22 protein-coding genes, 3 tRNA genes and 1 pseudogene are annotated in these 24641 nt (G+C 67.2%); 8 read left to right on the top strand and 18 right to left on the bottom strand.

Features of this window, described 5'->3' with window-relative positions; translation table 11 throughout:
• Nucleotides 1-10: 10 nt before the first annotated feature.
• The 4 genes from QAD21_RS01780 to QAD21_RS01765 form a co-directional block, all read right to left on the bottom strand.
• Nucleotides 11-1333 carry a helix-turn-helix domain-containing protein gene (locus QAD21_RS01780; RefSeq protein ID WP_280360425.1) on the bottom strand — a complete coding sequence of 441 codons (1323 nt, stop codon included), beginning with the start codon at nt 1331-1333 and terminating at the stop codon, nt 11-13.
• The gene (locus tag QAD21_RS01775; RefSeq protein ID WP_280360423.1) at nt 1330-2751 is read right to left on the bottom strand and encodes an NAD(P)/FAD-dependent oxidoreductase; all 1422 of its coding nucleotides are present in this window, start codon (nt 2749-2751) and stop codon (nt 1330-1332) included. The genes QAD21_RS01780 and QAD21_RS01775 overlap by 4 nt, the downstream gene beginning before the upstream one ends.
• On the bottom strand, nt 2748-4610 hold the full coding sequence (locus QAD21_RS01770) for a DUF3556 domain-containing protein (protein ID WP_259935604.1): 1863 nt from the start codon (nt 4608-4610) through the stop codon (nt 2748-2750). Before QAD21_RS01770 ends, QAD21_RS01775 begins: the two co-directional genes overlap by 4 nt.
• A 127-nt stretch (nt 4611-4737) precedes the next feature.
• Entirely contained in the window at nt 4738-6204 is a 1467-nt protein-coding gene (locus QAD21_RS01765) for an AMP-binding protein (RefSeq protein ID WP_137810122.1), read from the bottom strand.
• 271 nt (nt 6205-6475) lie between these two features.
• Here QAD21_RS01765 and QAD21_RS01760 point away from each other — a divergent pair, with 271 nt between their 5' ends.
• The gene (locus QAD21_RS01760) at nt 6476-7981 is read left to right on the top strand and encodes a sigma factor-like helix-turn-helix DNA-binding protein (RefSeq protein WP_280360418.1); all 1506 of its coding nucleotides are present in this window, start codon (nt 6476-6478) and stop codon (nt 7979-7981) included.
• 14 nt (nt 7982-7995) lie between these two features.
• Here QAD21_RS01760 and QAD21_RS01755 read toward each other — a convergent pair whose 3' ends face one another.
• Nucleotides 7996-8679: an AMP-binding protein gene (locus QAD21_RS01755; protein WP_280360417.1), complete on the bottom strand. Its 684-nt coding sequence runs from the start codon at nt 8677-8679 to the stop codon at nt 7996-7998.
• Nucleotides 8680-8973: 294 nt separating this feature from the next.
• On the opposite strand from QAD21_RS01755, the gene QAD21_RS01750 reads away from it, so the two are divergent.
• Both QAD21_RS01750 and QAD21_RS01745 read left to right on the top strand, forming a co-directional pair.
• Nucleotides 8974-9642 carry an MspA family porin gene (locus QAD21_RS01750; protein ID WP_068972621.1) on the top strand — a complete coding sequence of 223 codons (669 nt, stop codon included), beginning with the start codon at nt 8974-8976 and terminating at the stop codon, nt 9640-9642.
• Nucleotides 9643-9689: 47 nt separating this feature from the next.
• Nucleotides 9690-10370 carry an MspA family porin gene (locus QAD21_RS01745; RefSeq protein ID WP_280360415.1) on the top strand — a complete coding sequence of 227 codons (681 nt, stop codon included), beginning with the start codon at nt 9690-9692 and terminating at the stop codon, nt 10368-10370.
• 61 nt (nt 10371-10431) lie between these two features.
• Here the strand turns inward: QAD21_RS01745 and QAD21_RS01740 are convergent.
• The 5 genes from QAD21_RS01740 to QAD21_RS01720 all read right to left on the bottom strand — a co-directional run bounded on the left by QAD21_RS01740 (nt 10432) and on the right by QAD21_RS01720 (nt 12401).
• Nucleotides 10432-10522 (bottom strand) — tRNA-Ser (locus QAD21_RS01740).
• Between the two features lie 77 nt (nt 10523-10599).
• Nucleotides 10600-10809 (bottom strand): CsbD family protein, encoded by a 210-nt coding sequence (locus QAD21_RS01735; RefSeq protein WP_055476094.1) that lies wholly within the window; start codon nt 10807-10809, stop codon nt 10600-10602.
• A 172-nt stretch (nt 10810-10981) separates the two neighbouring features.
• Nucleotides 10982-11251 carry a hypothetical protein gene (locus QAD21_RS01730; protein ID WP_137810127.1) on the bottom strand — a complete coding sequence of 90 codons (270 nt, stop codon included), beginning with the start codon at nt 11249-11251 and terminating at the stop codon, nt 10982-10984.
• A 123-nt stretch (nt 11252-11374) separates the two neighbouring features.
• Entirely contained in the window at nt 11375-11839 is a 465-nt protein-coding gene (locus QAD21_RS01725; RefSeq protein WP_171011642.1) for a nucleoside deaminase, read from the bottom strand.
• A gap of 19 nt (nt 11840-11858) precedes the next feature.
• Nucleotides 11859-12401: a tRNA adenosine deaminase-associated protein gene (locus QAD21_RS01720; protein WP_058250986.1), complete on the bottom strand. Its 543-nt coding sequence runs from the start codon at nt 12399-12401 to the stop codon at nt 11859-11861.
• A gap of 78 nt (nt 12402-12479) precedes the next feature.
• Between QAD21_RS01720 and QAD21_RS01715 the strand changes: the two genes are divergently transcribed.
• Nucleotides 12480-13454, top strand: a complete 975-nt coding sequence (locus QAD21_RS01715) for a prephenate dehydrogenase (RefSeq protein ID WP_226512220.1) — start codon at nt 12480-12482, stop codon at nt 13452-13454.
• Nucleotides 13455-13504: 50 nt separating this feature from the next.
• On the opposite strand, the gene QAD21_RS01710 is transcribed toward QAD21_RS01715, so the two are convergent.
• Together QAD21_RS01710 and QAD21_RS01705 are read right to left on the bottom strand one after the other, a co-directional pair.
• Complete coding sequence (locus QAD21_RS01710) at nt 13505-14059, bottom strand: putative glycolipid-binding domain-containing protein (protein WP_082652894.1); 555 nt, start codon at nt 14057-14059, stop codon at nt 13505-13507.
• Between the two features lie 160 nt (nt 14060-14219).
• Nucleotides 14220-15005, bottom strand: coding sequence for a hypothetical protein (locus QAD21_RS01705; RefSeq protein WP_068972623.1), 786 nt, complete (start codon nt 15003-15005; stop codon nt 14220-14222).
• A gap of 618 nt (nt 15006-15623) precedes the next feature.
• On the opposite strand from QAD21_RS01705, the pseudogene helR reads away from it, so the two are divergent.
• Nucleotides 15624-17719: pseudogene (gene helR, locus QAD21_RS01700) on the top strand (RNA polymerase recycling motor ATPase HelR).
• A 198-nt stretch (nt 17720-17917) separates the two neighbouring features.
• Here helR and QAD21_RS01695 read toward each other — a convergent pair.
• From QAD21_RS01695 to QAD21_RS01680, 4 genes are all read right to left on the bottom strand, one after another.
• Nucleotides 17918-18304 (bottom strand): hypothetical protein, encoded by a 387-nt coding sequence (locus QAD21_RS01695; protein ID WP_159369862.1) that lies wholly within the window; start codon nt 18302-18304, stop codon nt 17918-17920.
• Nucleotides 18304-18942 (bottom strand): nucleotidyltransferase domain-containing protein, encoded by a 639-nt coding sequence (locus QAD21_RS01690; RefSeq protein WP_159369861.1) that lies wholly within the window; start codon nt 18940-18942, stop codon nt 18304-18306. The genes QAD21_RS01695 and QAD21_RS01690 overlap by 1 nt, the downstream gene beginning before the upstream one ends.
• A gap of 120 nt (nt 18943-19062) precedes the next feature.
• A tRNA-Arg gene (locus tag QAD21_RS01685) sits at nt 19063-19135 on the bottom strand.
• A 36-nt stretch (nt 19136-19171) separates the two neighbouring features.
• Nucleotides 19172-19263: transfer RNA gene (locus tag QAD21_RS01680), tRNA-Ser, on the bottom strand.
• 118 nt (nt 19264-19381) lie between these two features.
• Here QAD21_RS01680 and hisC point away from each other — a divergent pair.
• Nucleotides 19382-20449, top strand: a complete 1068-nt coding sequence (gene hisC / locus QAD21_RS01675; RefSeq protein WP_159369860.1) for a histidinol-phosphate transaminase — start codon at nt 19382-19384, stop codon at nt 20447-20449.
• Nucleotides 20450-20476: 27 nt separating this feature from the next.
• Here the strand turns inward: hisC and QAD21_RS01670 are convergent, their stop codons facing one another.
• Entirely contained in the window at nt 20477-21454 is a 978-nt protein-coding gene (locus tag QAD21_RS01670; RefSeq protein WP_058250980.1) for an alpha/beta hydrolase family protein, read from the bottom strand.
• 192 nt (nt 21455-21646) lie between these two features.
• Between QAD21_RS01670 and QAD21_RS01665 the strand changes: the two genes are divergently transcribed.
• Nucleotides 21647-22156, top strand: coding sequence for a thioesterase family protein (locus tag QAD21_RS01665; protein ID WP_159369859.1), 510 nt, complete (start codon nt 21647-21649; stop codon nt 22154-22156).
• On the opposite strand, the gene QAD21_RS01660 is transcribed toward QAD21_RS01665, so the two are convergent.
• Entirely contained in the window at nt 22130-23377 is a 1248-nt protein-coding gene (locus QAD21_RS01660; RefSeq protein ID WP_159369858.1) for a hypothetical protein, read from the bottom strand. The two genes, QAD21_RS01665 and QAD21_RS01660, sit on opposite strands and share 27 nt — an antisense overlap.
• 149 nt (nt 23378-23526) lie before the next feature.
• On the opposite strand from QAD21_RS01660, the gene QAD21_RS01655 reads away from it, so the two are divergent.
• Nucleotides 23527-24612 carry a magnesium transporter CorA family protein gene (locus QAD21_RS01655; protein ID WP_277244729.1) on the top strand — a complete coding sequence of 362 codons (1086 nt, stop codon included), beginning with the start codon at nt 23527-23529 and terminating at the stop codon, nt 24610-24612.
• The last annotated feature ends 29 nt before the right edge of the window (nt 24613-24641 follow it).

Raw genomic sequence — 24641 nt, 5'->3', positions numbered from 1 at the left:
GACACCGACGTCAACGCGTGAGGATCACCGGCCCGAGAAATTCGCACACCGTCAGCGCCAGAGCGAGATCCAGGCGGTCGCGGTCAGCCGGGACCTCGGCGAGAGCCTTGCCGACGCGGTACTTCACCGTGTTGCGGTGGAGGTTGAGCCGTTCAGCGGTGTGGAGGTGGCTCTCCTTTGTCGCGAAATACACCGACAGCGTCTCCCGCAGCATGTTCGCGTTCGGGGAGTCCTCGGCAAGTCCGCCGAGGACTTCGTGGACCCACGCCCGCGTCGACTCGAGGTCCTGCGCCAGCAGGGACACCACGGCCACACCCCGGTCGCCGAATCCGATCACCCGATTCGCCGCGCCGCCCGGCATCGTCGCCACCGAGTAGGCGGCTCGTGCCTGTTCGTGGGTTCTCCGAAAACCCCGTGCCCCGGATGCGGGAAGGCCCACCGCGACTCGGATTCCCGCCGGGATGGTCGAGCGCACCGCGGTCACCGACGAATCGTCGGTGACGTCGCGGCCGACCAACGGAATCCAGGCCCAGACCGTCGACCGGTCGATCGCGGTGACGATCGGCGGGGCGCCTCCGCCCAACCGGGTACCGAGTTCGCGGGCCGCGTGGGTGAGCGCGACCAGTTCGCGGGGTTCGTCGTCGGATGACCAGAGGATGAGCGCGAGGTGCCTGCGGTCGAGCGCGTAACCGGTCTCGGACTCGAAGGCCCGCTCATCGGGATCGGCGTCGTCGAGGAACGAGTGGATGGCCGCCGATTGCACGTTGCCTTCGACGCCGAGCCACCGTCGGCGTTCGTCTTCGTACGCCTCGAACACGTACAGGGAGATCCAATCGATGTAACCGGACAACACATCGGAGATGTGCCGGGTCAGCGCCATCGACTGTCCGGCGTCGAGGTCGAGATCCTCGACCAGTCGGTAACATTCACGCATCACGCTGTTCTGACCGAGATGGTAGGCACGCACGAGCGAGTTCGACGGCACGTCACGTTGCGCCAGACGCAGCGCGTATTCCACTGCGGCGGTGGTCGGTTGCAGGTGTTCGATCGGAATGTCGTTCGCCAGGACGTGGATGATCGTCGAGACGTTGCCGTGCACGCTCGCCTCGAGCAACTCCACGAGCTTGGGATCGGTGTCGAGCTGATCGATCTCCCGGGCCATCATGGCGCTCAACTCGGAGACGATGTCGGACACGTTCTCGTGCAGAGTCTTCGCGATCACGGCCGCCTGCTCGAGCAGCTCGGACCCGGCCGCCGCGGGCACTCCGGCCAACCGGTCGCGCGCGGCGTCCCCCGCCGTCCACAGCGCACGCGACGGTCGCGACGCGGTCATCGTCGCGACCGTGCGTACCGCAACGCCGACTCCGCGGCGTGGTATCCGCACAACCCGTGGATACCGGCACCGGGTGGACTCGCTTGCGAGCAGATGTACACGCCCGGTACGCCGATTGCGTACGGATCGAGCGCGGCCCGGGGTCGCAGGACCATCTGCAGGCCGTCGTTCGCTCCGCCGATGATGTCCCCACCCGCGAAGTTGGCGTTCGACGAGTGGAGCTGTTCGGTACCGGTGCTGACCGTCGCCACGATCCGGTCGCGGAATCCCGGTGCGAATCTCTCGATCTGCGCGACGATCTGCTCGGTGGCATCTCCGTCGAAACCTCGAGGGACATGCGCGTACGCGTAGATCGGATTGATGCCGCCCGCACTGCGACCGGGATCGGCGATGTACTGCTGACCGAGCAGGACGAACGGCCGTGGGACCATCACACCGGCCGCGCGCTGTCGTTCGGTGTGGGCGATCTCCGCGAAACTCCCGCCGAGGTGTACTGTCCCGGCCCGCAGGCAGTCCGGATTCGACCACGGGATGTCCCCGTCGATCGCGAAGTCGACCTTGTACGCCGACGACCCGATCCGATAACGCCGGTACGCGCGGCGAATTCGAGCCGGCATCTCGTCACCGAAGATCGAGAGCACCTGCGCCGGGGACAGGTCCAGGAGTGTGATGTCCGCCCGCGGCAGGTCGGCACGCGAGCTCACCCGGACACCGGTCTCGATCTTGCCGCCCGAGTCCCGCAGTGCGCCGACGATTGCCGCGGTGATCGCTCCCGAACCGCCCTCGGCCACCGGCCATCCGTAACGGTGCCCGCTCGCGGCGATCATGAGCCCGAGTGACGCGGTGAGCGGACGGTCCAACCGGGAGAACAGGTGTGCCGCGATCCCGCCGTACAGCGCACGGGCACGCTCGGTACGGAACCAACGCGCGAGCACGGTGGCCGGCAGGATGGCCCGCGGGCCGAACGATGCGAGGCGAATCGGATGACCGGGAACGTGCACGACCGGGCGGAGCAGATCGTCGCCGAGATCGTCGAAATGCTCGGCCAGATCACCGAACATCGCCTGCCAGCGCGATCCGTCGGCGCCCAGTCCCGCCGCCGTGGCACCGATCGACCGGAACAGCAATCCGGCGTCGCCGGAATCGAGGGGGTGCGCGCAGTCGGCGTCGGGCCATTTCCACACCAGCCCGTACCGCTCGAGACCGACCTCCGCCCAGAACGGCGATCCCACGCCCAGCGGATGGAACGCCGAACAGTGGTCGTGGATGACGCCCGGGACCGTCAGTTCGCCCGACCGGGCCCCACCACCGACGACCTCGGCCGCCTCCAGGACCTGCACGTCGACACCGTCTCGCGCCAGGTGCAGAGCGGCGGCGAGCCCGTTGGGCCCGCCGCCGACCACGACAGCTGTGGTCACTGCGGCGCCTGATCGGTCAGCCGGACCGGTGTCGCGCTGCGGTCATCGGAGCGCATCTTCGGTTCATGCACCACCTCAGGATCGGTGACGGCGCGGCGAGCGTCAACGTCGAGAGTCCAGTCGACCTGGAACGGGATGGGCCCGTTGGGCAGCCACGGTTGCTCGTTCACCGCGTCGACCACCCGGTAGGTCCCGGTCTCGATGACGCCCAGCGCCGCATCGATCACCTTGAACCGCTGCGTGCCCCGGTGGATCGGCTGGGACTCGATCCAGGCCACCGTGAACTCACCCGGCGCGAAGCCGCACCGCTTCTGCAGCGCCGCGATGAGCCGCTCGTCATGGAGATGCCCGTCTCCGAAGTTGAAGGCCACCAGCGAGTTACACGAGAACTCCGCCTCCCTCAGCGTGTAGGTGTCGATGTCCGACCCGAGATGACGGATCATCAGCGAGTACAGCGCGCGACCCTGGCTGTGCATCGAACGCCAGGCCAGCAGCTGGTGCATCACGACATCGGCCACCTCGGCCGGGTACGAGGCGAGGAGCTGGGTGCGGGTGTTCTTCGCCGGCCGCACGATGTGCTGGTCGAGCTTCTCCTCGGCACCGGGCGCGAAAGCCCACGTGGCCGACGCCCAGTTCCCCGCGTACTGGCGCATCGACGGCAGGAACGAGACCAGGTCCGGACGGAGGTTGCCGAGCACGGGGAAGAAGCAGAGCGCCGCGGCGATCAGCACCATCACCCACGGCATCGACGTGTCGGTCAGCGCGTAGCCGTCCCAGGCCGGGAAGCCGAGGAACAGGAACACCGAGGCGTACGCAAAGAGCAGGTTCCACTCGAGCGGAACGGCCAGTGGGAACGTCGACAGGATGAAGAAGTGGAAGCACACCATGAGGACGACCGCCGCCACGGTGAGCGACTTGCTCGACGAGAACAGCAAGACCAGAGGGGTGACGACCTCGACAATGGTGCCCAGGACGTGCCCGACGCCGCCGGCCAGCTTCGACGGCCGCATGTCCTCGGGGAAGTCGCGATAGTGCGCCCGCTTGATCTTCTTGCTCGGCAACCACGGGGTGTTCGACAGCATCGGCGGGATCACCATCGAGAAGTGATGTCCCAGCTTGGAGATCCCGGCACCCACCCACACCGACACGATGAGCAGTTTGAGCGCCAGGATCATGTCGACGAACGGGAGGACGCCGAAGAAGATCATCGCCGGGAGATACTGCTCGGAGCGAGCCGCGATGAAGATGACCTTGTCCCGCAGGCCGATCACGACGAACAGCGCGATGAGCGGGTACATCAGAACGGGGTTCACCAGTCCCTGGTTGTCGGCCACCACCGAGTCCAGCGAGCTCGACGCGATACCCGGGAGTGCAATCGCGACAGCAAGATTCGCGAGAATGAGTGCGTAGACCGCGATGTCGAACGCGGTGCGGGAGTCACCCTTGGTGAAGGGCACCTTGCCGGGCCACGGTGGGAGCCGGATCGTCTGTGGCCGCAGCCAATACAGGAAGCCGCCGGTCATCGGTTTGAAATGTCCGGCCAGCGGCCCCCACGACCCTCCGATGCCCAGGACCTCCACCAGCACGGTCCACAAGACCAGCTTCTGATAGACGATCGGCTGGTTCCACCACTCGGTCACGTGCAGTGGGTTGAGTCCGGACGTCAGCGTCGCGAGGACGATCCCGACACCGCCGTAGAAGACGAAGACTTTCATCAGATAGATCAGATGGACCATCTTCGGCGTGCCGAAGCCGTGATCGGCCCAGTGTGCTCCCAGCACGCGGATCCGATCGAAGAACGGCCGCTGGAGAAATGTCTCCGGATCCACCTGGGGAAAGTCTGGTTGTGTGAGTCCCATTGGTGCGCACTCCTTGTCGTGTGGTTGGGTCGGTTGTGGTGTGTGGGACCGGCGTCGCCGGTCTCGGCGCGCGGGCCCCCGGCTCGGCGTCCGCCGCGGGACGTCGAGATAGTGTCGATCAGGGGGATCAGATGGGCTGCGGACTGCGGAGACCGGACCGCAGCGCCGGTTTGTCGATCTTCCCGACCGGATTGCGTGGCAGTCGGTCCACGACGTGGATCGTGCTCGGCTGCTTGATTTTTGCCAATCGCCCGACGAGGTGGTCGGCCAGCTTCTCCGCGTCGACACCACGGTGTGGGTAGGCGACGACGAAGGCGACGGGCAACTCACCGTAGAGTTCGTCGGGTGCGCCCACGACCGCGCACTCGAGCACGTCGGGATGCGTCGCGAGCGCGTTCTCAATCTCCTTGGGATAGATGTTCTCCCCGCCGCGGATGATCAGGTCCTTGATGCGGTCCACCAGGGTGAGGTAGCCGTCCTCGTCGAGGCGGCCCACATCGCCGGTGTGCAGCCGGCCGCCGACGATGGTCGACGCGGTCGCCTCCGGTCGATTCAGGTAGCCGCGCATGACATTCGGACCACTGATGACGACTTCACCGATCTCACCCGTGGGTACCTCCGTGCCCTGTTCGTCGACGATGGCGATCCGCTGCCCCGGAAGCGCCGGGCCCACCGTCCCGAGTTTGCGTACTCCGACGACCGGATTGCAGGCCGACGCACAGGTGCCCTCGGTCAGGCCGTAACCCTCGACGACAGGTATCCCGAAGGCGCCCTCGACCCGGTCGAGCAGTTCTCTCGAGATCGGGGCGGCCCCGCAGACCGCGAACCGGAGAGACCCGGTGGCCTCGGCTGTCAGACCTTCCTGCGACACGAGGAGCGCGTAGATGGTCGGTACGGCGGAGAAGTATGTCGGGGTGAGCCGTGCGACGTCGTCGAAGAACCGTGACGGCGAGAACTTCCCGGTGATGCTGAGCTGTCCGCCCGCGAGCATCGGCGCCAGGAAGCTCACGCAGATGGCGTTCACGTGGAACAGCGGCAGCACCAGGAGGGCATGGTCGGCAGCGGTGAGACCGAAATGCGTGACCATGGTCGACGCCATGTAGTGCAGATTGTCGTGCGACAACCGGACACCCTTGGGCCTGCCCGTGGAACCGGAGGTGTAGATGAGCAAGGCGTCGTCGCCGGCGGCCGGTGACAGTGAGCCCCGCCAGTCCGCGCTCGGCGCCGTCGCCAGTTCCTCCACGTCGAACCGGGCACGGTCGGACCCCAGTTCTGCTGCGCGGGTCCCGATGACGACCCGTGCTCCCGAATCCGCCAGCTGGTACTCGGCTTCCTCCGGGGTGAATGCCGGGTTGACCGGAGTGGCGACCGCGCCGATCCGCCATGCCGCCATCAACGTGACCAGAAGTTCGATCCGGTTGGGCAGAAAGGTCGCCACGACGTCCCCGGGTCGAACGCCAGCACGGCCCAGTTGTTCGGCGACACCCTCGACGCGACGCGCGAAACCGGCGTAGTCCAGGGCGACCACGTCGTCGCGAACACACGGAGCGTCGGCGCGATGGGTCAGGTCCCATGCGAAGTACGTGCTGGTCACCGGGCTACCTCCGAAATCGTCGTGGTCGATGTGATCCAGAACACTATGAAATCGAGGGGCGAACGGAAACGGTCGCGGAGGCCAGACTTCGTCCGGACCTTTGTGCTCGGGGGACAATCCGACACCGGACGTCGTCGGTCCGGTCGAGCTCTGCGTGCGCGGGGTCCCGGTAGCGTGTGAGGTGCTCCGCGCAGGCCCTCGCGAGCGTTCGGCGAACCCGAGGCGGGCCACCGTTGCACGACGTCACCCGACCGCCGAGAAAGCACCATCCATGACCGCGCACGCCAACGGACCCTTACCGTCGAGACGGTCGCCGGACGACGGACGCGCGCTCGACGCGGTCACCGCCTTCGACGCCGGACTGTCCGACCAGGAGCGGCGGGTGCTGACCGAGCGCGTCTACGCTGCCAACCCTCGCACCCAGTCGGAGGTCGCCGACCTTCTCGGATTGTCCCGCGAACGAGTCACCCAGATCGATCGCTCCACACGACACCGCCTGCGCTCGTTGATCGACGCAGACCCGGCCCTCGCCGACCTGTCGGCGATGATCAACCGCCGGGCCGCTCCGGTCGCGGACGCCGCTGCGCTCATAGCCGACTCGACGCTCGCCGGGACTCCGGTGGGCGGCGTCGAGGCCCCGTGCTGGCGGGTGGTGGCCGCGGCGTCGGGTCTGCGCACGAGCGAGAACTGGATCATCCGGGGCAGCCTGCGCTCGGTCGCCGAGTTCACGAAGTCGGCGGTCGAGGCGGCGGCGCGCCCCGGCGAGGCGGCTTCGGTCATCACCATCGCGGATCACCTGGGCCTGTCCGGAGATTCGGCCGCACGGTGGCTACTGCGGGCGGGATACGAACTACTCGACGGCCACGCGATCGCCGCCCGGTCGACGACGGGCGAGATCGTCGTCGCAGCGCTCTCGATCCGCGGCGCGCCGTTGACCTTCGACGACATCATCGACGCGACTTCGGCGATCCCGCGTGCCCACAACAGTATTCGAAACGCGCTCGCCTCGGACGAGCGTATCGTCAGAACCGACCGCACCCGCTACGGCCTTGCCAAATGGGGCCTTCCACGATACGAGCCGGTCCATCTGCAGATCGATGCGATTCTCTCCGACCGTGACGGGGCCGTGCCCCTCGACGACGTCATCGCGACGATCCGCGGTCGTCACGACGTCAGCGAGGCCACAATCCGTTCGTATGCCGGTGCCGGCGAATTCCAGATCCGCGACGGCATCGTCACCCGACGCGAACGACCACATCGGCCGCGGCGGACGCCGGGACGAACGCGCGGACTGTACCGCGAAGACGACGTCGTGCACTGGTCGACGACGATCACTCCCGCGCAGTGTCGCGGAACGGGTTTCAACATACCCAGCGCACTCGCCGGCCTTCTCGGCATCGGCCCCGGTTCACCGGTCACACTCGAGACCGAGCTGGGCACACAGGCTTTCACGTGGGCATCGGTTCAGGCACGGACCGGCTCGATCAAGCGGTTCATCGATGAGCTCGAACTGGAACCGGGTACGCCCGTGTTCCTCGACTTCGGGCCGCACACCTTCGCCGTTCGACGGGCCGAGCACGCAACCGCGTTGTCCGCCGCGGACATCCTGACCCGGATCGGGCGGCAGCCGGCCCGGCTCACCCGAACCCGACTCATCCAGGTTCTCGCCGAATCACTCTGGTTGCCATCGAAATCCGGCATCGACGAGGTCGTCGAGCTCCTCCGCAGGCGTCGCGAGACCGACCTCTCGGACCGGGTCGCGGGCGCACTGCGCTGAGCATCGGGCATCGGTCAGCGAGTGCTCGGGGCACCCCAGTGGGGCTCGCCGTACGGGGCGTCGACCGCGACGCATGCGCCGGCCGACGCGCAGGCGAGGATCCGGACCATGGTGTCGCGAGTACCGAGATCGCCTTCGAAAGACACATACTCGCCACGACGCAGCCCGACGTCCGCCACCATCCGCTCCGCTTCGGCGATGAGTTGGCCTGTGGCGGCTTGTGGTCCGTGTCCGAGGTCGACGAGGCCGCCCTCGTTCCGGAGCATGTCCGCCGTCCGGAGTGCAGCGTGGACGAACTCGTCGCCGACGCGGTACATCTGACGACAGTGGCTCCGGGGCACGGTGGCTTCGACCAGATCCTCGACCTCGCTGCATTGATCGACATGAGCGAGCACGAAACCGATCTCGCACGAATGTGCCGGTTCGCTCGCTGGGCCGAGGGCGATCGGAACCGTGACGGCGTCGATCTCCAGCAAGGAATGCCAGGCGAGCACGAATTCCCAGCCCGTGCGGATCACGAGACCCACCCGACTGCCCGCGCGGACCCCGCAGGAGACCAGTTGTTCGGCCGTCCATTCCACGGACTCGTAGAACCGTTCGAAGTCGATGACGGCGTCACCGGTGTGCACCGCGGGCAGCGAGCCATGGGTGTCGTGGGCGCCGCTCAGCAGCGAAAATGAAGCCGACGTCTGACTCACACATCCCCGTATGCGTAGCGAGTTCGTCTGCCGTGCAGCCGAACTCGTAGAACGCGCGGGCGACTCCACCGTCTCGCACCGGCATGAGACCCTCGCCTTGCGGAGGTTAGGCTACCTTTACCAAGCGGGTCGGTGTCAACCCCCCGTACATAGTTTTTCACTCATCTCGCATTTAGGGTACGTTCACCTACGATCCCACCCTGCCGCAGCTGTCGGGTCTCCCCCTGCGATGAGTCCCGACGTTCATGCGACACCCCGTTTCTGAACGGGTACATGACACGAGGAGAGCACGAGATGACACAACGAACCCTGCGGGCCGTCGGACTGTCCGCACTCATCGGCGGATCGGTGACTGCCGCGCTGCTCGCCGGCGCCGCGTCGGCGGGCGCAGACACATTCGTCCGGCTTCCGGGCGGCACCGCGAAAGGTGAGGGCGTCCAGATCGTCCGATCCGAGGAGAGCGCGCGGGTCTCGACGTCGATGGCCGCCAACGGCGTGTCCAGAACCACCTGGGTCAGCGGCCAGATCACCTTGTACGCACCGAATCTCAAACCCGCGAAGGCAGGACCGAGCGTCGGCGCGGCCGGCGAGACAACCCTGCCCGGAAGCAACGGAACCGCCACGAACGGCGCCGCCGCCACCCTTTCCACCGGCTACATCATCGGGTGCCAGGTGAACATCAAGGGCCTGCAGGGCGGTCTGTCCGGATCGTTGACCCCGACCGCCCCCTCCCTGTCGGGGACCCTGACCGTCCCGCTGGCCGCCGGCGACGTCACGTTCGTGGTGTTGAACACCAAGAACATCGAGAAGGCCGGTACCTATCACCTCGGTTACGACGACGCGCAGATCGACGTGCAGAACTGCGGCGGTTACGCCCAGGCGCGAGCATTCACCACGATCGAGACCACCGGCGAGGTGCACCAGAAGGTGAACCTCTACGGCAAGCCGTTCTCCATCGGCTGACCGCGAACCCGTTGCCCACCACCATGACCCGCCGAATCGGAGCTCCCATGACCGTCACCAAGCGCCGCACCGCGCGCACCCGGATCATCGCGTCCACGACCGCAGTCGCCTGCGCGGCACTGATACCCGTCCTCGATGCCGCACCCGCACACGCCGACACCACCGTCCAACTCCCCGGGCAATCCGTCACGAAGAAGTTGAAAGACGGTACGACGGTGACCATCACGCGCAGCAACGAGTCCGCGCGGATCACCCCGCCGATGGGCGCCACGCCCCTGCACCGCAACGCCTGGGTGTCCGGCAAGTATGTGGTGACCACCTCCGACCCGGCCGCGAAGATCGGTGTCGGCGCCGGCTACATCGTCGGCTGCCAGCTGACGCTGGGCGGTAACTCGAACAGCAGGGCCGGCGCGACCGCACCCAACTTCGACCTCCAGAGCGCGACCACGACGGCCGAGACCGGCGCCGGCGTGACCATCGGGCCCGGCCAGGCGGTCAACTACGTCATCAACGACCGTGAATACAAAGACGCGTTCGGTGCGGCCGGCCACTCGTCGTCGATCAGCTTCTCCGGCGGCAAGGGCACGCTGGCGTACACCAACGAGACCATGATGGTGAACGGCTGCGCCGGTTACGCGCAGGCCCGGTCGTACGCCAAGGTGAGCATCACCACCGACAACGTGTCGCAGTCGATCGCCGTGTACGGAAAGCCGTTCAGCATGGGCTGACCGACCACCGCTCCCAGAGATGCGAAATGGCCCCCCATCCGTGAGGATGGGGGGCCATCTCTGGCGGTGGCGGAGGGATTTGAACCCTCGGTACGGGGTTACCGCACACAGCATTTCGAGTGCTGCACCTTCGGCCGCTCGGACACGCCACCGCCGAAGACTGTACCGCAGACCCGCGGTCAGACTTAAATCTGCTGCTCAGGCGGGCTTCGTCGAGCGGCCGGCTGCACTAGTGGCCGGTCAGCTTGTCCTTGACGTCGTCGATCTTGCCCTTGACGGCGTCGGCGGCGTCGGTGATCTTCTGCTTGCCCTGAGCCTGCGCCTGGTCACCCTTGCCCTCGTTCTTGAGGTCCTGATCGTCGGTGAGGCTGCCCGCGGCTTCCTTGCCGCGGCCCTTGAGCTCTTCGGCCTTGTTCTTGGCGTCGTCCGTGGTTCCCATGAAGCCTCCTCGGTTGAGGTTCGGCGCGGCCGGGTGCCGTCCGATGTGGAAGAACTCGGCGACGACCGATGCGCCGGCTGCTCGACACTGGCGCCGCCTGAAGGAGCGGACTCCCGCATCCCACCGTGCCACAAGTGTGCACTGAGCTGCATGACCGCAGGTCAGCGACCTGTCAGCGGCTGTTGAACTTCTGGGACACCTCGTTGATCTTGTCCTTGGCGGTACTGAACGCCTCTTGGACCTTCTCGTTCTCGGCGAGATCGTTGAGCTTGTCCTTGGCGGTGCCCAGCGCGTCCTGGACCTGCTTGCTCTCGACGAACTCGTCGATCTTGTCGCGCGCGGTACCCAGCGCCTCCTGGACCTTGCCGCTCTCGGCGAACTCGTTGATCTTGGCCTTGGCGGTGTCGAAGGCCGCGGTCACCTTGTCGGACGGATCGGTCATGATTACTCCTCGCGGATCGGGGATGCTGACGTCCAATCTGCCAGGACCGCCCGCCACCGACCACCGGTCTGCACCCTGAGATCTCACCGATCTTGAGTCCTCACGACCCCGAGATGACGACGGTCACGGGTGTCGTCGGGTGGCGAAGAAGTCGACCATGAGTGCGCGGCACTCGGCTTCGAGGACGCCGCCCTTCACCTGGGGGCGATGTGACAGCCGTGGATCGCGGACGACGTCCCACAGCGAACCGACGGCACCGGTCTTGGGCTCCCACGCCCCGAAGACGACGGCGTCGACCCGGGACAGCGTGATCGCTCCGGCACACATGGTGCACGGTTCGACGGTCACCGCGATAGTGCATCCCGGGAGCCGCCATCCATCACCGAACGCCCGCGCCGCGGCACGCAGCGCAAGCACCTCGGCGTGGGCCGTCGGATCGGAATCGGCCTCGCGACGGTTGGCGGCGCGGGCCAGTTCGACGCCCTCGGGGTCGAACACGACTGCCCCGATGGGTACGTCGTCGGTCCCCGACAGTGCCGCCGCGTCGAGCGCGGAGCGGACCATAGCCTCCCAGGCGGGCGCACTCATCGCGCGGCTTCGTGCGGGCTCAGTGGCCGAGCGAGTCGAGAACCTTGCCCAGCTCGTCGGCGAAACCGAGCCGCGCCGCGATCATGCCGAGCTGTTCGTCGGCGTACAGATCGGTGTCCCCGACGATGATGCTCATGACCGCGTCGGGCAGTCCCAGGTCCGCGAGCAACCCGAGGTCCCCTTCCTCCCACGGATCGATCTGATCGAGCTCGTCCGGATCGATGTCGGGGACCTCGATGTTGAGGGCGTCCAATGCGTCGACCGCGATGTCGTAGTCGACGGAGGCGGTCGCATCGGAGATCAGGAGACGCGCCCCGGTCGGCGACGGCCGGACGATGATGAAGAACTCGTCGTCGACGTCGAGGAGCCCGAAGACCGCGCCCGCCGAACGCAGCTCACGCAACTGGGTCTCGGCGTCCTCGAGATCAGAGAGCGCCGACGGTTTCATCGCGGTGACCTTCCACCCGCTCTCGTCGCGGACGACCGCCACGGCGAAACCGTCGATGTCGTCGTCCACGTCCTGCGCGTTCGACCCCGACTTCCCAAATCCGGCACCGGCCATGCGACAAACCGTAGCCCCTATCACCGGTACTCCCAAGTCCCGGTTCACCGGGCATGACCGGTATGGGAACGTGTCAGGGTGACTGCCGCGCCGTCGTCCCCCGCTGTCGCCCTTCCCACGCCGGTCTGTGTGCTGGGTCTCGGCCTGATCGGCGGCTCGCTGCTGCGGGCCCTGCACGACGCCGGGCACGAGGCGTTCGGCTACAACCGGTCGGCCACGACCGTCGATGCGGCCATCGGCGACGGGTATGACGCGTCCGCGGATCTTGTTGCGACGCTTTGGCGCGCGGCGTCGTCGGACGCGCTGCTCGTGCTCGCGACACCGGTGACGACGATCGGCCCCCTGGTGACGGCCATCGCCGAGAACGCGCCCGGACTCCTGGTCACCGACGTCATCAGCGTCAAGCAGGAAGTCGAGCGCCTACTCGCCGATCTGCATCCCGGAGGTCGATACGTCGGCGGGCATCCGATGGCCGGGACCAGTTCGTCGGGTTGGGCGGCAACCGACGCCACCCTCTTCGACGGGGCGATGTGGGCGGTCACCACCACCGACCACACCCCGGCCGACGACTGGCTCACGGTGGCCGCGCTGGCCGTGACGGTCGGCTCGCGAGTGGTGCCGGTCGCACCCGACGCGCACGATCGGGCGGTCGCCGCGATCTCGCATCTGCCACACCTGACCGCCGCGGCCACGGCCGCCGTCGGGGCCGGTGAGAGCGACCTCGCCCTACGCCTGGCCGCCGGCAGCTTCCGTGACGGCACCCGGGTCGCCGGCACCGCACCCGCCCTGCAACGCGCGATGATCGAGGCCAACGGCATCGCCGTGCTCAACGTCCTCAGCGAGACGATCGACCGCCTCACCGCCGTGCGCGACGAACTCCGCGACCACGGAACCGCCGAAGTACTCGTCGACGACGGGCACCGCGCGCGGAAGGCGTACGAACAATTGCATTCCGGCGCCGCGGAGGTGATCTCCGGGGTGACGGTCGGCGACGACGGCTGGCAGCAGGAACTACGCCGGCAGGCCCATCAGGGCCGGGTGTGGGTGGGCTGACCGCCGCGCACCTCAGGGATCAAGAGTTGTGCGGTTGCGCTTCTTTCGTTTCAGACCCGGCGTGCGAGGCCTGGGTAGTCGACGACGAAGTTGTTCTCGTCGACGGTGATGGTGGTCGTCGCCAACGGCGACACCACACGGAATCCGTCCGTGCCCGGGGTGTACGACATCGTCGCCGGCTTCACGTCTCCGCTGGGCAGGTACATGTAGGCGACGGGGATCTCGACCGCTCCGGGAGTCGACGCCGAGAGGGCACGTCGCCGGATCGGCAAGGCGTTGAACATCGGTGACAGTGCGAGGTCCACGTCTTCGGCGCCGTCGAAGTCCGAGCGGGTGGTCTCACCGTCGGGACGACGGATCAGCCACGTGCCCTCGTCGTCGCGCGTGATGCCGAACTGCGTCTCACCGTCAGTGCGTACCAGGTGAACGGTGAGCCGCTTGACCACACCGGCATCGGTGGTCTGCAGTTCGTACGACGCGGAGAACGCCTCGTGGTCGGCGGTCGCCGCGGCGATGATCCGTCCATAGGCCTTGAGTCGTGCGCCGGACACGACCAGGCGGACCTGTTCCAGTCGATCGGTGTCTTCGCCTCGCCACGTGAGCATCGTCTTGAACTCGTCGTTGGTGGCGGAGGACTGACCGCTGTCAGGGGCTGTCTGCGGAGAACTCACGTGACCACGGTAGCGAGCAACCGCCCCGATCACACATCGGACGACCTGGTCACCCGACCGATCACCCCGCCCGGGGCCCTGAAGACGTGACCGTTCAGGCGATACAGGACGCGGTTCGGCGGGTCGATGACGGCGTCACGGTGTCTTCGACCACCACCTCGCCCGCCACCGTGATCGAGCAACTCACCGAGCTGCCCGTTCCGGCGATGACCAGGAGGCGCAGCGGGTTGACCCCGCCGGTGAACTGGACGGTCCACGGATTCGTCGGGGCGAACTCCGAGCGCAAGCCGTTGTCGTCGACGTAGAGGATGGTGGCCTGCCCGTCGATGGTCGCCTCGTAGGTCACCGGTTTGTTCTGCGGATCGATGCGCTCACCGGGTTGACCCGGGAGCCGCTGTCCCGGGTCGGGCGGGGTCAGGCTGGGCGGTTCGAAGGTGCGTGGGATCGGCATGGTGTCGGTGACCGTCGGCGAGTCGGCGAAGCGGTCCTGCGGTGCCTCCTCCCGCAGCCCGAGGAACCCGACGAAAGCCACCACGAGCAGCACCACCACGCCCAGGGTCAGGATCAGGGTCGCGGTGGGCACCTTGCGAATGCGTGATCCCGGTCGGCCGTCGGCGCTTTCGGCCTCCCGCTCGGCAGTCGCGACGCGTTCGGCCTCGGCACGCTCGGCGCGCTCGGCCATGGTGAGCTCGGTGTTCGTCGGCTGGCCGGGGCGGAACATCGGGGTCCCGTCCGCGGCGTACCCGAGCGGCGGATAGAGCTGCGGTGCGACGGGTTGCCCGTAGAGATCGCGAGGCGACCCGCCGGTCTGGCTGCCGCCTCCGTCGCGGCGTCGAGGGTCGTGAGCGCCGGGGTTCGGCCCCCCGTACGGCTGTCCCATCGTCGGCCTCCGGTCGGATTCTCGAGCGTCGTCGCCGACGCGGCGCGGCCTCGACCGAAACCTACGGTTCGGCTCGACGCCGCGCGTCATTCCCTCTCCGACCTTACGGCGCGAAGTCGGGAGCCCACCTCGACGATCGGAAAACCGCAGGCCACGACGATGCCGCGACGACAGTGAACCAGTCGGTCGAATGAGCCCGAACATCGATGACGGAGACGCGGAAACCGTGGCCGCGCTGCCGCCCCACCCCCGTGCCCTCGGGGGCGGCAGCCCCCTGACAGGCCCCACCGAAAAGAGTTCACCGTAGTGAACTGAAAGTACTTTCACATACAGCACCGTGGGCTGCAACAGCTGCGCGGACGTCCAGGACAAGTGATATCGGGGTCCGTTTCACCTGCGCACCCGCCGATCTCTGCCCCTTTCACCATAAGCCCTGGACAGGGGCTTGCCGCAAGACCCCCTATCCGGTGCAGAATCGCTGTCTCACCTGCGACGACCAGCCCTGCCACCTGCTGATTCGGAGTCATCTCTGTGCCCCCAGTCCCCGAAACCCCAGTCCTCGAGACCCCAGTCCCCGAAGCCCCAGTCCCCGACGACGCGACTTCGACGACCACCGCGGTGTTCGCCCTCCCCGACAGCCTGTCCCCGAAGAACGATCCGGCCCTCGTCGCCGACGACACCCGACACTTCGCCTCGATCACCACGAACCTTCGACGCACCTTGGCCTACGCCGACGAGCGCCTGCAGCACCTTCGGCGCGAAGCCGGTGGCAGGGGTCGCCGGGCCGTCGACCGCGACATGGAGATCCACCAGCTCGGCGCACGTATCCGATCGCTGCGGCGGTTCGGCCTCGACCTGTGCCTGGGTCGGCTGGTCCGCGACGGCGGGGAGATCCTCTACATCGGCCGGCTCGGGCTGACCGATGCCGCCGGCGAGACCCTGCTCGTCGACTGGCGCACCCCGCTGGCCGCGCCGTTCTTCGCCGCCACCCGCCGCGACCCGATGGGACTGGTGAGCCGACGCCGCTACCGCTGGACCCACGGCCGGAGCACCGACTACTGGGACGAGGTCTTCGTCGACGACCCCCGGTGCTCGCCTCCCACGCGACGCTCGACGAGCAGTCCGCGTTCCTCGCCGACCTCGGCGCCAGTCGTTCCCCGCGCATGCGAGATGTTCTGGGCACCATCGCCACCGATCAGGACGCGATCATCCGAGCCGACTCGCACGGGACCCTCGTCGTCGACGGCGGGCCGGGAACCGGCAAGACCGTCGTCGCGCTGCATCGTGCCGCCTACCTCGTCTACGCCGATCCGCGCCTCGCCGGTCATCGGGGCGGGTTGCTCGTCGTCGGACCTCATCGGCCGTACCTCGCCTACGTCGCCGATGTGCTGCCGAGCCTCGGCGAGGAGAGCGTCCAGACGTGCACTCTCGCCGATCTCGTCGTCGAAGGTGATTCGGCGACAACCGAAGCCGACGTCGACGTGGCACGGTTGAAGTCGTCGGCTCGCATGGTCGAGGCGGTCGAGCCGGCGGTGAAGTTCTACGAACAACCGCCGACGACGCCGTTCGTGGTCGAAACACCCTGGACGGAGACGACTCTGACCGCCGGCGACTGGGCGGACGCCTTCGACGCAGCCGAGCGCGGAACCGCACACAACGAGGCGCGGGACGAGGTGTGGGAAGAACTGGTGTCGATCATCGCGTCGCGACACGACGACGACGTGCCCCAGCACGCGCTGCGTCGTGCGTTGGCGGCGAATGACGAACTCGAGGCGGCCTTCTCGCGGGCGTGGCCGATCCTGGACGCCGCCGAGATCGTCGGTGACCTGTGGTCGGTGCCGGCCTTCCTCCGCATGTGTGCGCCGTGGCTGTCGCCCGGCGAGGTACGTGCACTCCAGCGCAGCGTCCCCGACGCCTGGACCGATGCCGACCTGCCGATCCTCGACCGCGCCCACCGCCGGATCGGGGACCCGGCAGCGTCGGCCCGACGTCGCCGGCGGCGCGCGGACCTGACGAGGGAACGCGAGCGGATCGACCAGGTGGTCGACGATCTGATCGCCGCCGAGGTCCACGACGACGGCGAGGGACTCATGACGATGCTCCGGCACGAGAACCTGCGCCACCACCTCGGGGACGGGTCGGTGAGCGAGACCGCCCGCCCACTGTCCGGGCCGTTCGCACACATCGTCGTCGACGAAGCGCAGGAACTCACCGACGCCCAGTGGCAGATGCTGATCGACCGTTGCCCGTCGAAGAGCTTCACCGTCGGCGGCGACCGCGCGCAGGCACGACGCGGATTCCCCGAGTCGTGGGCAGAGCGACTTCGTCGCGTCGGTCTGCGCGACGTCACCTCGGCGGGACTCACGATCAACTACCGGACCCCGGAAGAGATCATGGATGCGGCCGCCCCCGTCATCCGCGCGGCGCTCCCCGACGCGAACGTGCCGACTTCGGTTCGGCGCGCGGGCATTCCGGTCACCTACGGCGACCGCGCAGGCCTCGACACGGTGGTCGACGACTGGACCTCGACGCATCCGGACGGAATCGCCTGTGTGATCGGCGAACCCGGCTTCGCCGGGACCGACCGCGTGCGGTCGCTCACCCCCACCCTCGCCAAGGGGCTCGAGTTCGACCTCGTGGTGCTCGTCGACCCCGACGACCGCTACGTGTCGATGACCCGGGCGACTCAGCAGTTGGTGATCCTCCGCACGTAGTGGTGGCGCCGGCGATTGGGGTAGTGCCGTACTCGTGTCTACGTCCCGGACCTCGGCGAGGATGGATGACAGCACCGGCACCTCGTCCACCCACCCAGGGTTCCGGTGCACACAGAAAAGGGCCCGTCACCGGGATCGGTGACGGGCCTTTGTGGTGCGCCCGTAGGGATTCGAACCCCAGACTCTCTGCACGCGGCGCTACCCCCGAGCCGCAACCGCCTGCTTCGCCGCCTCGACCAAATGCTCCGCAGCGCGGTTCATCTTCTTCAACTCTGCGGAGCTCAGGTCCTGATGTGTGTAGGCAACCTTGTTCTTCAAATTGAGCAGAGTATTCAGATGCCGTTCGGATCCGCTGTCCGCTCGCCGGAGCAGGGCAACAGCCTCACTGTGGTTGCCGGTGTTCGAGTGCGCACCGAGGCGCACGCAGCAGATCGCGTCCGCGGCAGCGATACCCGCATCGACGTACAAGTCGCCGGCAGCGTTGGGCATTTCGTCGACGAGAAGTTCTGCGGCGTCGAAAAATTCGTTCGCCTTCGACAGACGCCCCGCGGTGACCCCGGAGTCACAGTTCCGCTGTCCGGCCATCAAGGCCTCCTCACCGAACGCAGCTGCGCGTTGAACCAGGACCGTGTCCCCGCGACGGTCAGGCCCTGCTTCGACACATCGTCGAGCACAGGCTCACCGGCAGAGGCCGCGGCCCGAAACTCCTGCTCGGCGTACTCGACAATCCGGCCGTCGTTACCGGTCCATGCGGTGATCAGTCGAGCGAGTTCGGTCACCCGTTGTTCCCACACGTCGTCCCCGTCGTCGGAGGAATCAGGGCCCCGCACCAGGAACAAATCGATGTCGCTGTCGAGCGCCATCCGCCCCGTGGCGGCCGAACCGAACACGGCGGCGTAACGCAGCGTGCTCCCCCAGCTGCCCAGGTGTTGTTCGAGTCGGCGCAGAAAAGTCGAGTTCAGGCGCGATACCGCCATGATGGCGTCAGCCGCTAGATGCTCGGTGTTGAGACGGTAAGTGTGGGTCCTACCCACCTCGTCCTGCAGCACCACGCCCTGTTTGGTGAGGCGGTTGAGAACCTTGCGAATACCTTCTCCCGATGCGGAGTCAAGAATACGCTGGACCTGAGTGATCGTGAATGTCTCATCTGCGCTCGCAAGGACGTCGAGCACGTCGCCGTCCAGGGTCGGCGTCACCGTCGCGAACGGCTTGTGCAGCTGCATCTCCGACTCCCTTCCAACTAAAGTTAGATTATCGCAACTATAGTTGGGGATCAGCATCTCGTGGTGAGAAGACGAAACAAAAACGCCAGGCGAGACATGGTCTCGCCTGGCGATTCTCTGTGCGCCCGTAGGGATTCGAACCCCAAACCTTCTGATCCGTAGTCAGATGCTCTATCCGTTGAGCTACGGGCGCGTGCTATTCAGTTGTACCGCCGTCGGCCGACTGCGGTGGCGGAGGCGAGAGGATTTGAACCTCCGGTCCCGTTTTAGCGAGACAACTCATTAGCAGTGAGTCCCATTCGGCCGCTCTGGCACGCCTCCTTGGCGGAGTCCTTTCGAACTGCCGAGTCGAAAGGTTACACACCCTCCGCGTCCACAAGCAAACCGGTTGGTCAGAGCCGGTTTCTGCCTCATCGGGGTCGCGGCCTACATTGGTCGGGTGAGCCTGCGAATCCGCCCCGACCTGGACGACCTTCCCGTATACGTACCGGGCAAGACGTTTCCGGGAGCGGTGAAACTCGCCAGCAACGAAGTCACCGAAGGTCCGTTGCCGAGCGTCGTCGAGGCCATCGGCGCGGCGGCCGCAGCCGTGAACCGCTACCCCGACAACGGGATGGTGGAGCTGACCGCAGCGCTGGCCAAGAGCCTCGGGGTCACCGAAGACGAGGTCCAGGTGGGATGCGGGTCGGTCATCCTCTGCCAGAACCTCATCCTCGTCACCAGCGGACCGGGCGACGAGGTGGTCTTCGGGTGGCGGTCCTTCGAGACCTATCCCCTGGCGACGCGCGTCGCGGGCGCGACACCGGTCCAGGTCCCGCTCACCGGCGATCTGACCTACGACCTGCGCGCGATGGCCGACGCGGTCACCGACCGCACGCGGTTGATCTTCGTGTGCAATCCGAACAACCCGACCGGGACCGTGGTCGAGGCAGCCGACCTGCGGGAGTTCCTGCAGACCGTGCCGTCCGACGTCATCGTCGCGCTCGACGAGGCGTACTTCGAGTACCTGCGCCTGCCGTCGAGTCAGGCGTACGACGCACTCGAACTCCGACGCGAGTTCCGCAACCTCGTGGTGCTGCGCACCTTCTCGAAGGCGTACGGGCTGGCCGGGCTGCGCGTGGGTTACGCGATCGCCGATCCGGAGGTCATCACCGCCCTCGGCAAGGTTCACGTTCCGTTCTCGGTCAGCAGCGTCGCCCAGGCCGCCGCGCTCGCCAGCCTCGACGCCGGCGACCAGCTGCTGGCCCGCACCGACGCGGTCGTCGCCGAACGTGCCCGCGTCACCGCACGACTGCGCGACGCGGGCTACCGGGTCCCCGATTCGCAGGCCAACTTCGTGTGGCTCGACCTGGGAGCGGCGTCGATGGACTTCGCGCGCGCCTGCGTCGACGCCGGGGTGGTGGTCCGCCCGTTCGACGGCGACGGCGTGCGGGTGACCGTCACCAACGCCGCCGAGGACGACGTGTTCCTGCGGTTCGCCGAGGGCTGGGACGGCCCCCGGAGCTGATCCTGGACCGCGAGCCGACCGAGCCGGTCAGAGCCCCCGGCCGATGGTCGGCCACAGGGCCGCGAGGTCGCGCTCCCAGTACGCCCACGTGTGGGTTCCGATGAGGCGGAAACCGTCGGTGTAGGGCACCCCCGCGGCACGCATCGTGATGGCGAACTCGAGCGAACAGCGGTAGGCACCCAGTTCGAGCGCCGACGAGGATGCCGTCACGACGTCGCGCGGCCCCTCGTCCGGCTCGATCTGACGCTGGAGGTCGAGGGGGCCGATGGCGCCGGACCCGGCGGCGATGAAGATGTTCTTTCCGCGCAACCGGTCGAGATGAAGACTCGGGTCGTGTGCGCGCCAGCCCGCGGAGCCGAACGGGCCCCACATGTTGGTGGCGTCGCCGCCGTCGCGACCGACCGTCGTACGGACGTAGGCCTCGTTGACGGGACCGGACACCGGCGGGCAGCCGCTGAGCGAGGCGACGCCGGTGTACATCTCCGGGTGCCGGATGGCCAGGGAGAACGCGGCCTGCCCACCCATCGACAGCCCGATGACCGCGTTGCGGCCGTTGCCGTCGAACCGGTCGTCGATCAGCGGCGGCAGCTCCTTGGTGAGGAACGTCTCCCACATCGGCTTGCCGAGCGCGGCGTCCTTCTTCTGCCAGTCGGTGTAGAAGGTGCCCTTTCCTCCGGTGGGGAGTACGACGTTGACGTTCTTGTCGGCGAAGAAGCGGCCGGCGCGACCCTTCGTGATCCAGTCGCTGACCTCACCCTCGGCGCCGGCACCGTCGAGCATGTAGACCGTCGACCGCGGCGTCGAGCCGCCGACCGGGGTGAGGACCGACAGCTTGATCCGCTCGTTCATCGCCGGTGAGAAGACCCAGATGTCGGTACGCAGCGCACTCAGCTTCTCGGATTTGGCGATGCGCGCCACCTGTTTGGGAGCGGCGTCGGCGATGGCCGGGGTCGACAGAATCCCCACCATCAAGCACACCAGACCCGCGATCAATCGCCTCGACATCTCGCCAACTCCCTCACCGACAATCCCCCCGGAGTGCACCCGGGACCTCGTCGTGTCACCACGTGCGAGTCCGCGCCGACCGGATCGGCCCGACGCGGACATCTAGACTCACAGACTACCCGGCGTTCAGCCGAGTGGAAGGTCGTGACCACGGCATCTCACGGGCACCGGGACCTCCGAGGAAAGTCGACGATGCCCGCTTCACCTTCTGTTCACCACGCGCGTTCCGAGCGGCACGAACCACCGTCGACCACGGGACTCGGTCCGAGCGACTTCGCCTTCGTCGCCGAGGTCGGGGTGCGCTGGTCGGACATGGACGCGTTCGGACACATCAACCACGCGCGGATGGTGACGCTGATGGAGGAGGCGCGCATCGCGTGGCTGTTGAGCGCCGGCGAGGACTACGCCCCGCTTATCACCAGCGCGATGATCGTGCACGTCGACATCCGATATCAGGCCCAGCTGCGTCACGACGACTCGCCGCTGCGAATCGGGATGTGTATCAAGGGTTTCCGTTCGGTGGACTTCACCATCGGTTACGAGATTCGAAGCGCCGGCGCCGAACCCACCAGTCGTCCGGCGTGCGTGGCGAGCACGCAGATGGCCGTCGTCGACATCGAGAAGCACACCCTGCGGCGGCTGTCCCCCACCGAGAAGGACTACCTCAGCACGTGGTCACGACGGCTCGTAGCGAGCGGGTAATTCGCGCGGCACCGCCGGCGAGATCCGCGCGATGTTGCCCTGCAACACATCCCGATAGATGCGCAACTGCTCTTCGCCGCTGCGGACCTGTTCGGTGAGCCGTTTCGCGTTGTCGACGGAGATCTCGCGGTCGCCCGACCGCGCGATCAACGCGTCGATGCGGTCGTCCAGGGTCGCCGCTTTGTTGTACTCGGCGAGGACCTGCAGCTCGACGGCCGCGGATTCGACGACATGCGCGACCTCGCCGAGCGCCTGGACACGGTCGATGAGTTCGGTCCACACCGGTCGCAGTGTCGTCTCACGCTGATCGATCTGCGCGGCGAAGGTGCGGTCGAAGCCGCCATTGCGCTTGGCCCGGTCGAGGTCGATGCGTACCGCCCGCAACGCGATGACGTCGGCGGCGATCTCGGCGACTTCGGCGTGCAGGTTCACCTGGGTGCGCTGGACCTCGAAATGGTCGGAGCGCCAGGCGGGGTTGCCGAGGATGCGGTCGTAGTAGTGACCGGTGATGAACAGCAGCGTCTCGTAGCCGTCGACGAAGGCCGCGGCACGCGGCGCACCGGCCTGGGAGGCACCACCCGGTGCCTCGCGCACGCCCGACAGGAACTGGTCCGCCCACTGCCCCGCCTGCGAGTTGCCCGACTTCGCGGCGACCTGCCCCACCACGCCGGCGATCCGGTCGAACGCGGCGGTGCCGGCGCGACGAACATAGCTCGACGCGTTGACGTTGGGGGTCGGAGTGCACAGCAGCCCGGCGAACAACCGGTCTCGTTCCTCGATCTCGAGATAGACGTTCTCCCGTCGCTCGCGTCGGATCGCCCGGGTCCCCGACGCGAACACACCCTTACCGGCGACGATCTGCTTGCGTGCGTCCTCGCGGCGTCGTTGCAGGCCGTTGAGCCGGTTGCGCATCACGGCCGCGACCACACCGGGCACCACCGGGCTCGACAACTGGTGTTCGATCTGGACGATCGCGCGCTGCAAGCGGCGCAGATCGCCGAAACCCGCGGACATGGACGGCATCGGCCGACCGGTGGAGATCCGGCGCACCACGATGGCACGACCACCCGGGGTGAGGTATCCGGAGGCGATGAGAAGCGCCGCGGTGTCCGACAGTTCGCGCCGCTCGCCCGGTACCGCCGAACGATCGCACCACTCGCGGATCTGTTCGCTCGTGCGCGCGGGCATCAAGCGATGTCCGCGGGAACTGCTGTCGACCATGCCGCCGCCTTACCTGGAGAATCGGTGTCCGCACCCGTCCACAGACACCGATTTCGATGCTACCCGCGGGCGACGACCACCCGGTGTGGTCGACGTCTCGCCTGCCTGTCGCACCGACGGAACACCCCCACGGGTGTCACGATGGCCACATGACAGTTCCCTCGGATGTGTCGGGACCTCGCGGCGTCGAACGCATCCGTGGTCAGATCTGGCGGAACGGCGACCCGGTGGATGGCTTCGACCTCGAGGAGATCTCCACCTGTCTCGACAATCCGGAGAAGTTGATCTGGGCGGATCTGGAAAGCCCCACCCACGAGACCCTGTCCCGGTTGGCGACCGAACTCGACCTCGACCCGTTCGCGATCGAGGACACGGTCGCGGCGGCCGAACGGGTCAAGACAGTCACCTACACCGGGCACACCTTCGTGATGGTCTACGCGGTGTCGCTACACGACGGCGACTCGCCGGCAAACGACCGGGACGATGACGACGGCGCCGCGGCCACCGACTTCCGTGCCTCCGCGAACGGTCGGGCGCGGATGTTCGACCTGCACCGCATCTCGATCTTCGTCAAACGGAACGCACTCATCACCGTGCGACCGACCCCGGCGCTCGACATCGACGAGGTCATGCGGCGTTGGTCGGACAGCGGGGCCACGCAATACGGGATCGGCGCGCTCGTGCACGGATTGCTCGATGTCGTCGTGGACGGACACTTCGACGCCGTGCAACGTCTCGACGACGAGATCGAAGACCTCGAGGCACTGCTGTTCGACGAGCGCATCCCCGGCCGCGAACTGCAGCGCCGAACCTACGACCTGCGCAAGGACCTCGTCGTCCTGCGACGGGTGGTCCTGCCGATGCGCGAGGTGATCGCCGGCATCCAACGACGGCGGTTCGACAACCACGCGCCGCCGGAACTCGACCCGCATTTCTCCGACCTCTACGACCACGCGCTCCGGGCGTCGGAGTGGACGGAATCGTTGCGCGACATGATCACCACCGTCTTCGAGACCAACCTGACCCTCGCCGACGCGCGACTCAACACCGTCATGAAGAAGCTGACCGCGTGGGCCGCGATCATCGCCGTGCCGACGGCCATCACCGGTTTTTACGGACAGAACGTGCCGTTTCCCGGTTTCGAGCGACTACTCGGCTTCATCACCAGCACGACGCTGATCCTCGTCGTGGTCGTCGGACTCTATCTGTCGTTCCGGAAACGCGACTGGTTGTGACCGCGTCGTCGGATGTGTTGTCCTGCAAC

It is taken from the genome of Gordonia sp. SMJS1, assembly GCF_029866425.1.
GTDB lineage: Bacteria > Actinomycetota > Actinomycetes > Mycobacteriales > Mycobacteriaceae > Gordonia > Gordonia hongkongensis.
Note: the sequence above shows the minus strand (reverse complement) of the source record. Positions and strands in the feature narration are given on the sequence as shown.

Bases quoted from the DNA above. Each gene is read 5' to 3' on its own strand.
- QAD21_RS01780 (WP_280360425.1), bottom strand. From the start codon at position 1,333: ATGACCGCGTCGCGACCGTCGCGTGCGCTGTGGACGGCGGGGGACGCC.
- QAD21_RS01770 (WP_259935604.1), bottom strand. From the start codon at position 4,610: ATGGGACTCACACAACCAGACTTTCCCCAGGTGGATCCGGAGACATTT.
- QAD21_RS01760 (WP_280360418.1), top strand. From the start codon at position 6,476: ATGACCGCGCACGCCAACGGACCCTTACCGTCGAGACGGTCGCCGGAC.
- QAD21_RS01750 (WP_068972621.1), top strand. From the start codon at position 8,974: ATGACACAACGAACCCTGCGGGCCGTCGGACTGTCCGCACTCATCGGC.
- QAD21_RS01745 (WP_280360415.1), top strand. From the start codon at position 9,690: ATGACCGTCACCAAGCGCCGCACCGCGCGCACCCGGATCATCGCGTCC.
- QAD21_RS01735 (WP_055476094.1), bottom strand. From the start codon at position 10,809: ATGGGAACCACGGACGACGCCAAGAACAAGGCCGAAGAGCTCAAGGGC.
- QAD21_RS01730 (WP_137810127.1), bottom strand. From the start codon at position 11,251: ATGACCGATCCGTCCGACAAGGTGACCGCGGCCTTCGACACCGCCAAG.
- QAD21_RS01725 (WP_171011642.1), bottom strand. From the start codon at position 11,839: ATGAGTGCGCCCGCCTGGGAGGCTATGGTCCGCTCCGCGCTCGACGCG.
- QAD21_RS01720 (WP_058250986.1), bottom strand. From the start codon at position 12,401: ATGGCCGGTGCCGGATTTGGGAAGTCGGGGTCGAACGCGCAGGACGTG.
- QAD21_RS01710 (WP_082652894.1), bottom strand. From the start codon at position 14,059: ATGCTCACGTGGCGAGGCGAAGACACCGATCGACTGGAACAGGTCCGC.
- QAD21_RS01705 (WP_068972623.1), bottom strand. From the start codon at position 15,005: ATGGGACAGCCGTACGGGGGGCCGAACCCCGGCGCTCACGACCCTCGA.
- QAD21_RS01695 (WP_159369862.1), bottom strand. From the start codon at position 18,304: ATGGCCGGACAGCGGAACTGTGACTCCGGGGTCACCGCGGGGCGTCTG.
- QAD21_RS01690 (WP_159369861.1), bottom strand. From the start codon at position 18,942: ATGCAGCTGCACAAGCCGTTCGCGACGGTGACGCCGACCCTGGACGGC.
- QAD21_RS01670 (WP_058250980.1), bottom strand. From the start codon at position 21,454: ATGTCGAGGCGATTGATCGCGGGTCTGGTGTGCTTGATGGTGGGGATT.
- QAD21_RS01665 (WP_159369859.1), top strand. From the start codon at position 21,647: ATGCCCGCTTCACCTTCTGTTCACCACGCGCGTTCCGAGCGGCACGAA.
- QAD21_RS01660 (WP_159369858.1), bottom strand. From the start codon at position 23,377: ATGGTCGACAGCAGTTCCCGCGGACATCGCTTGATGCCCGCGCGCACG.
- QAD21_RS01655 (WP_277244729.1), top strand. From the start codon at position 23,527: ATGACAGTTCCCTCGGATGTGTCGGGACCTCGCGGCGTCGAACGCATC.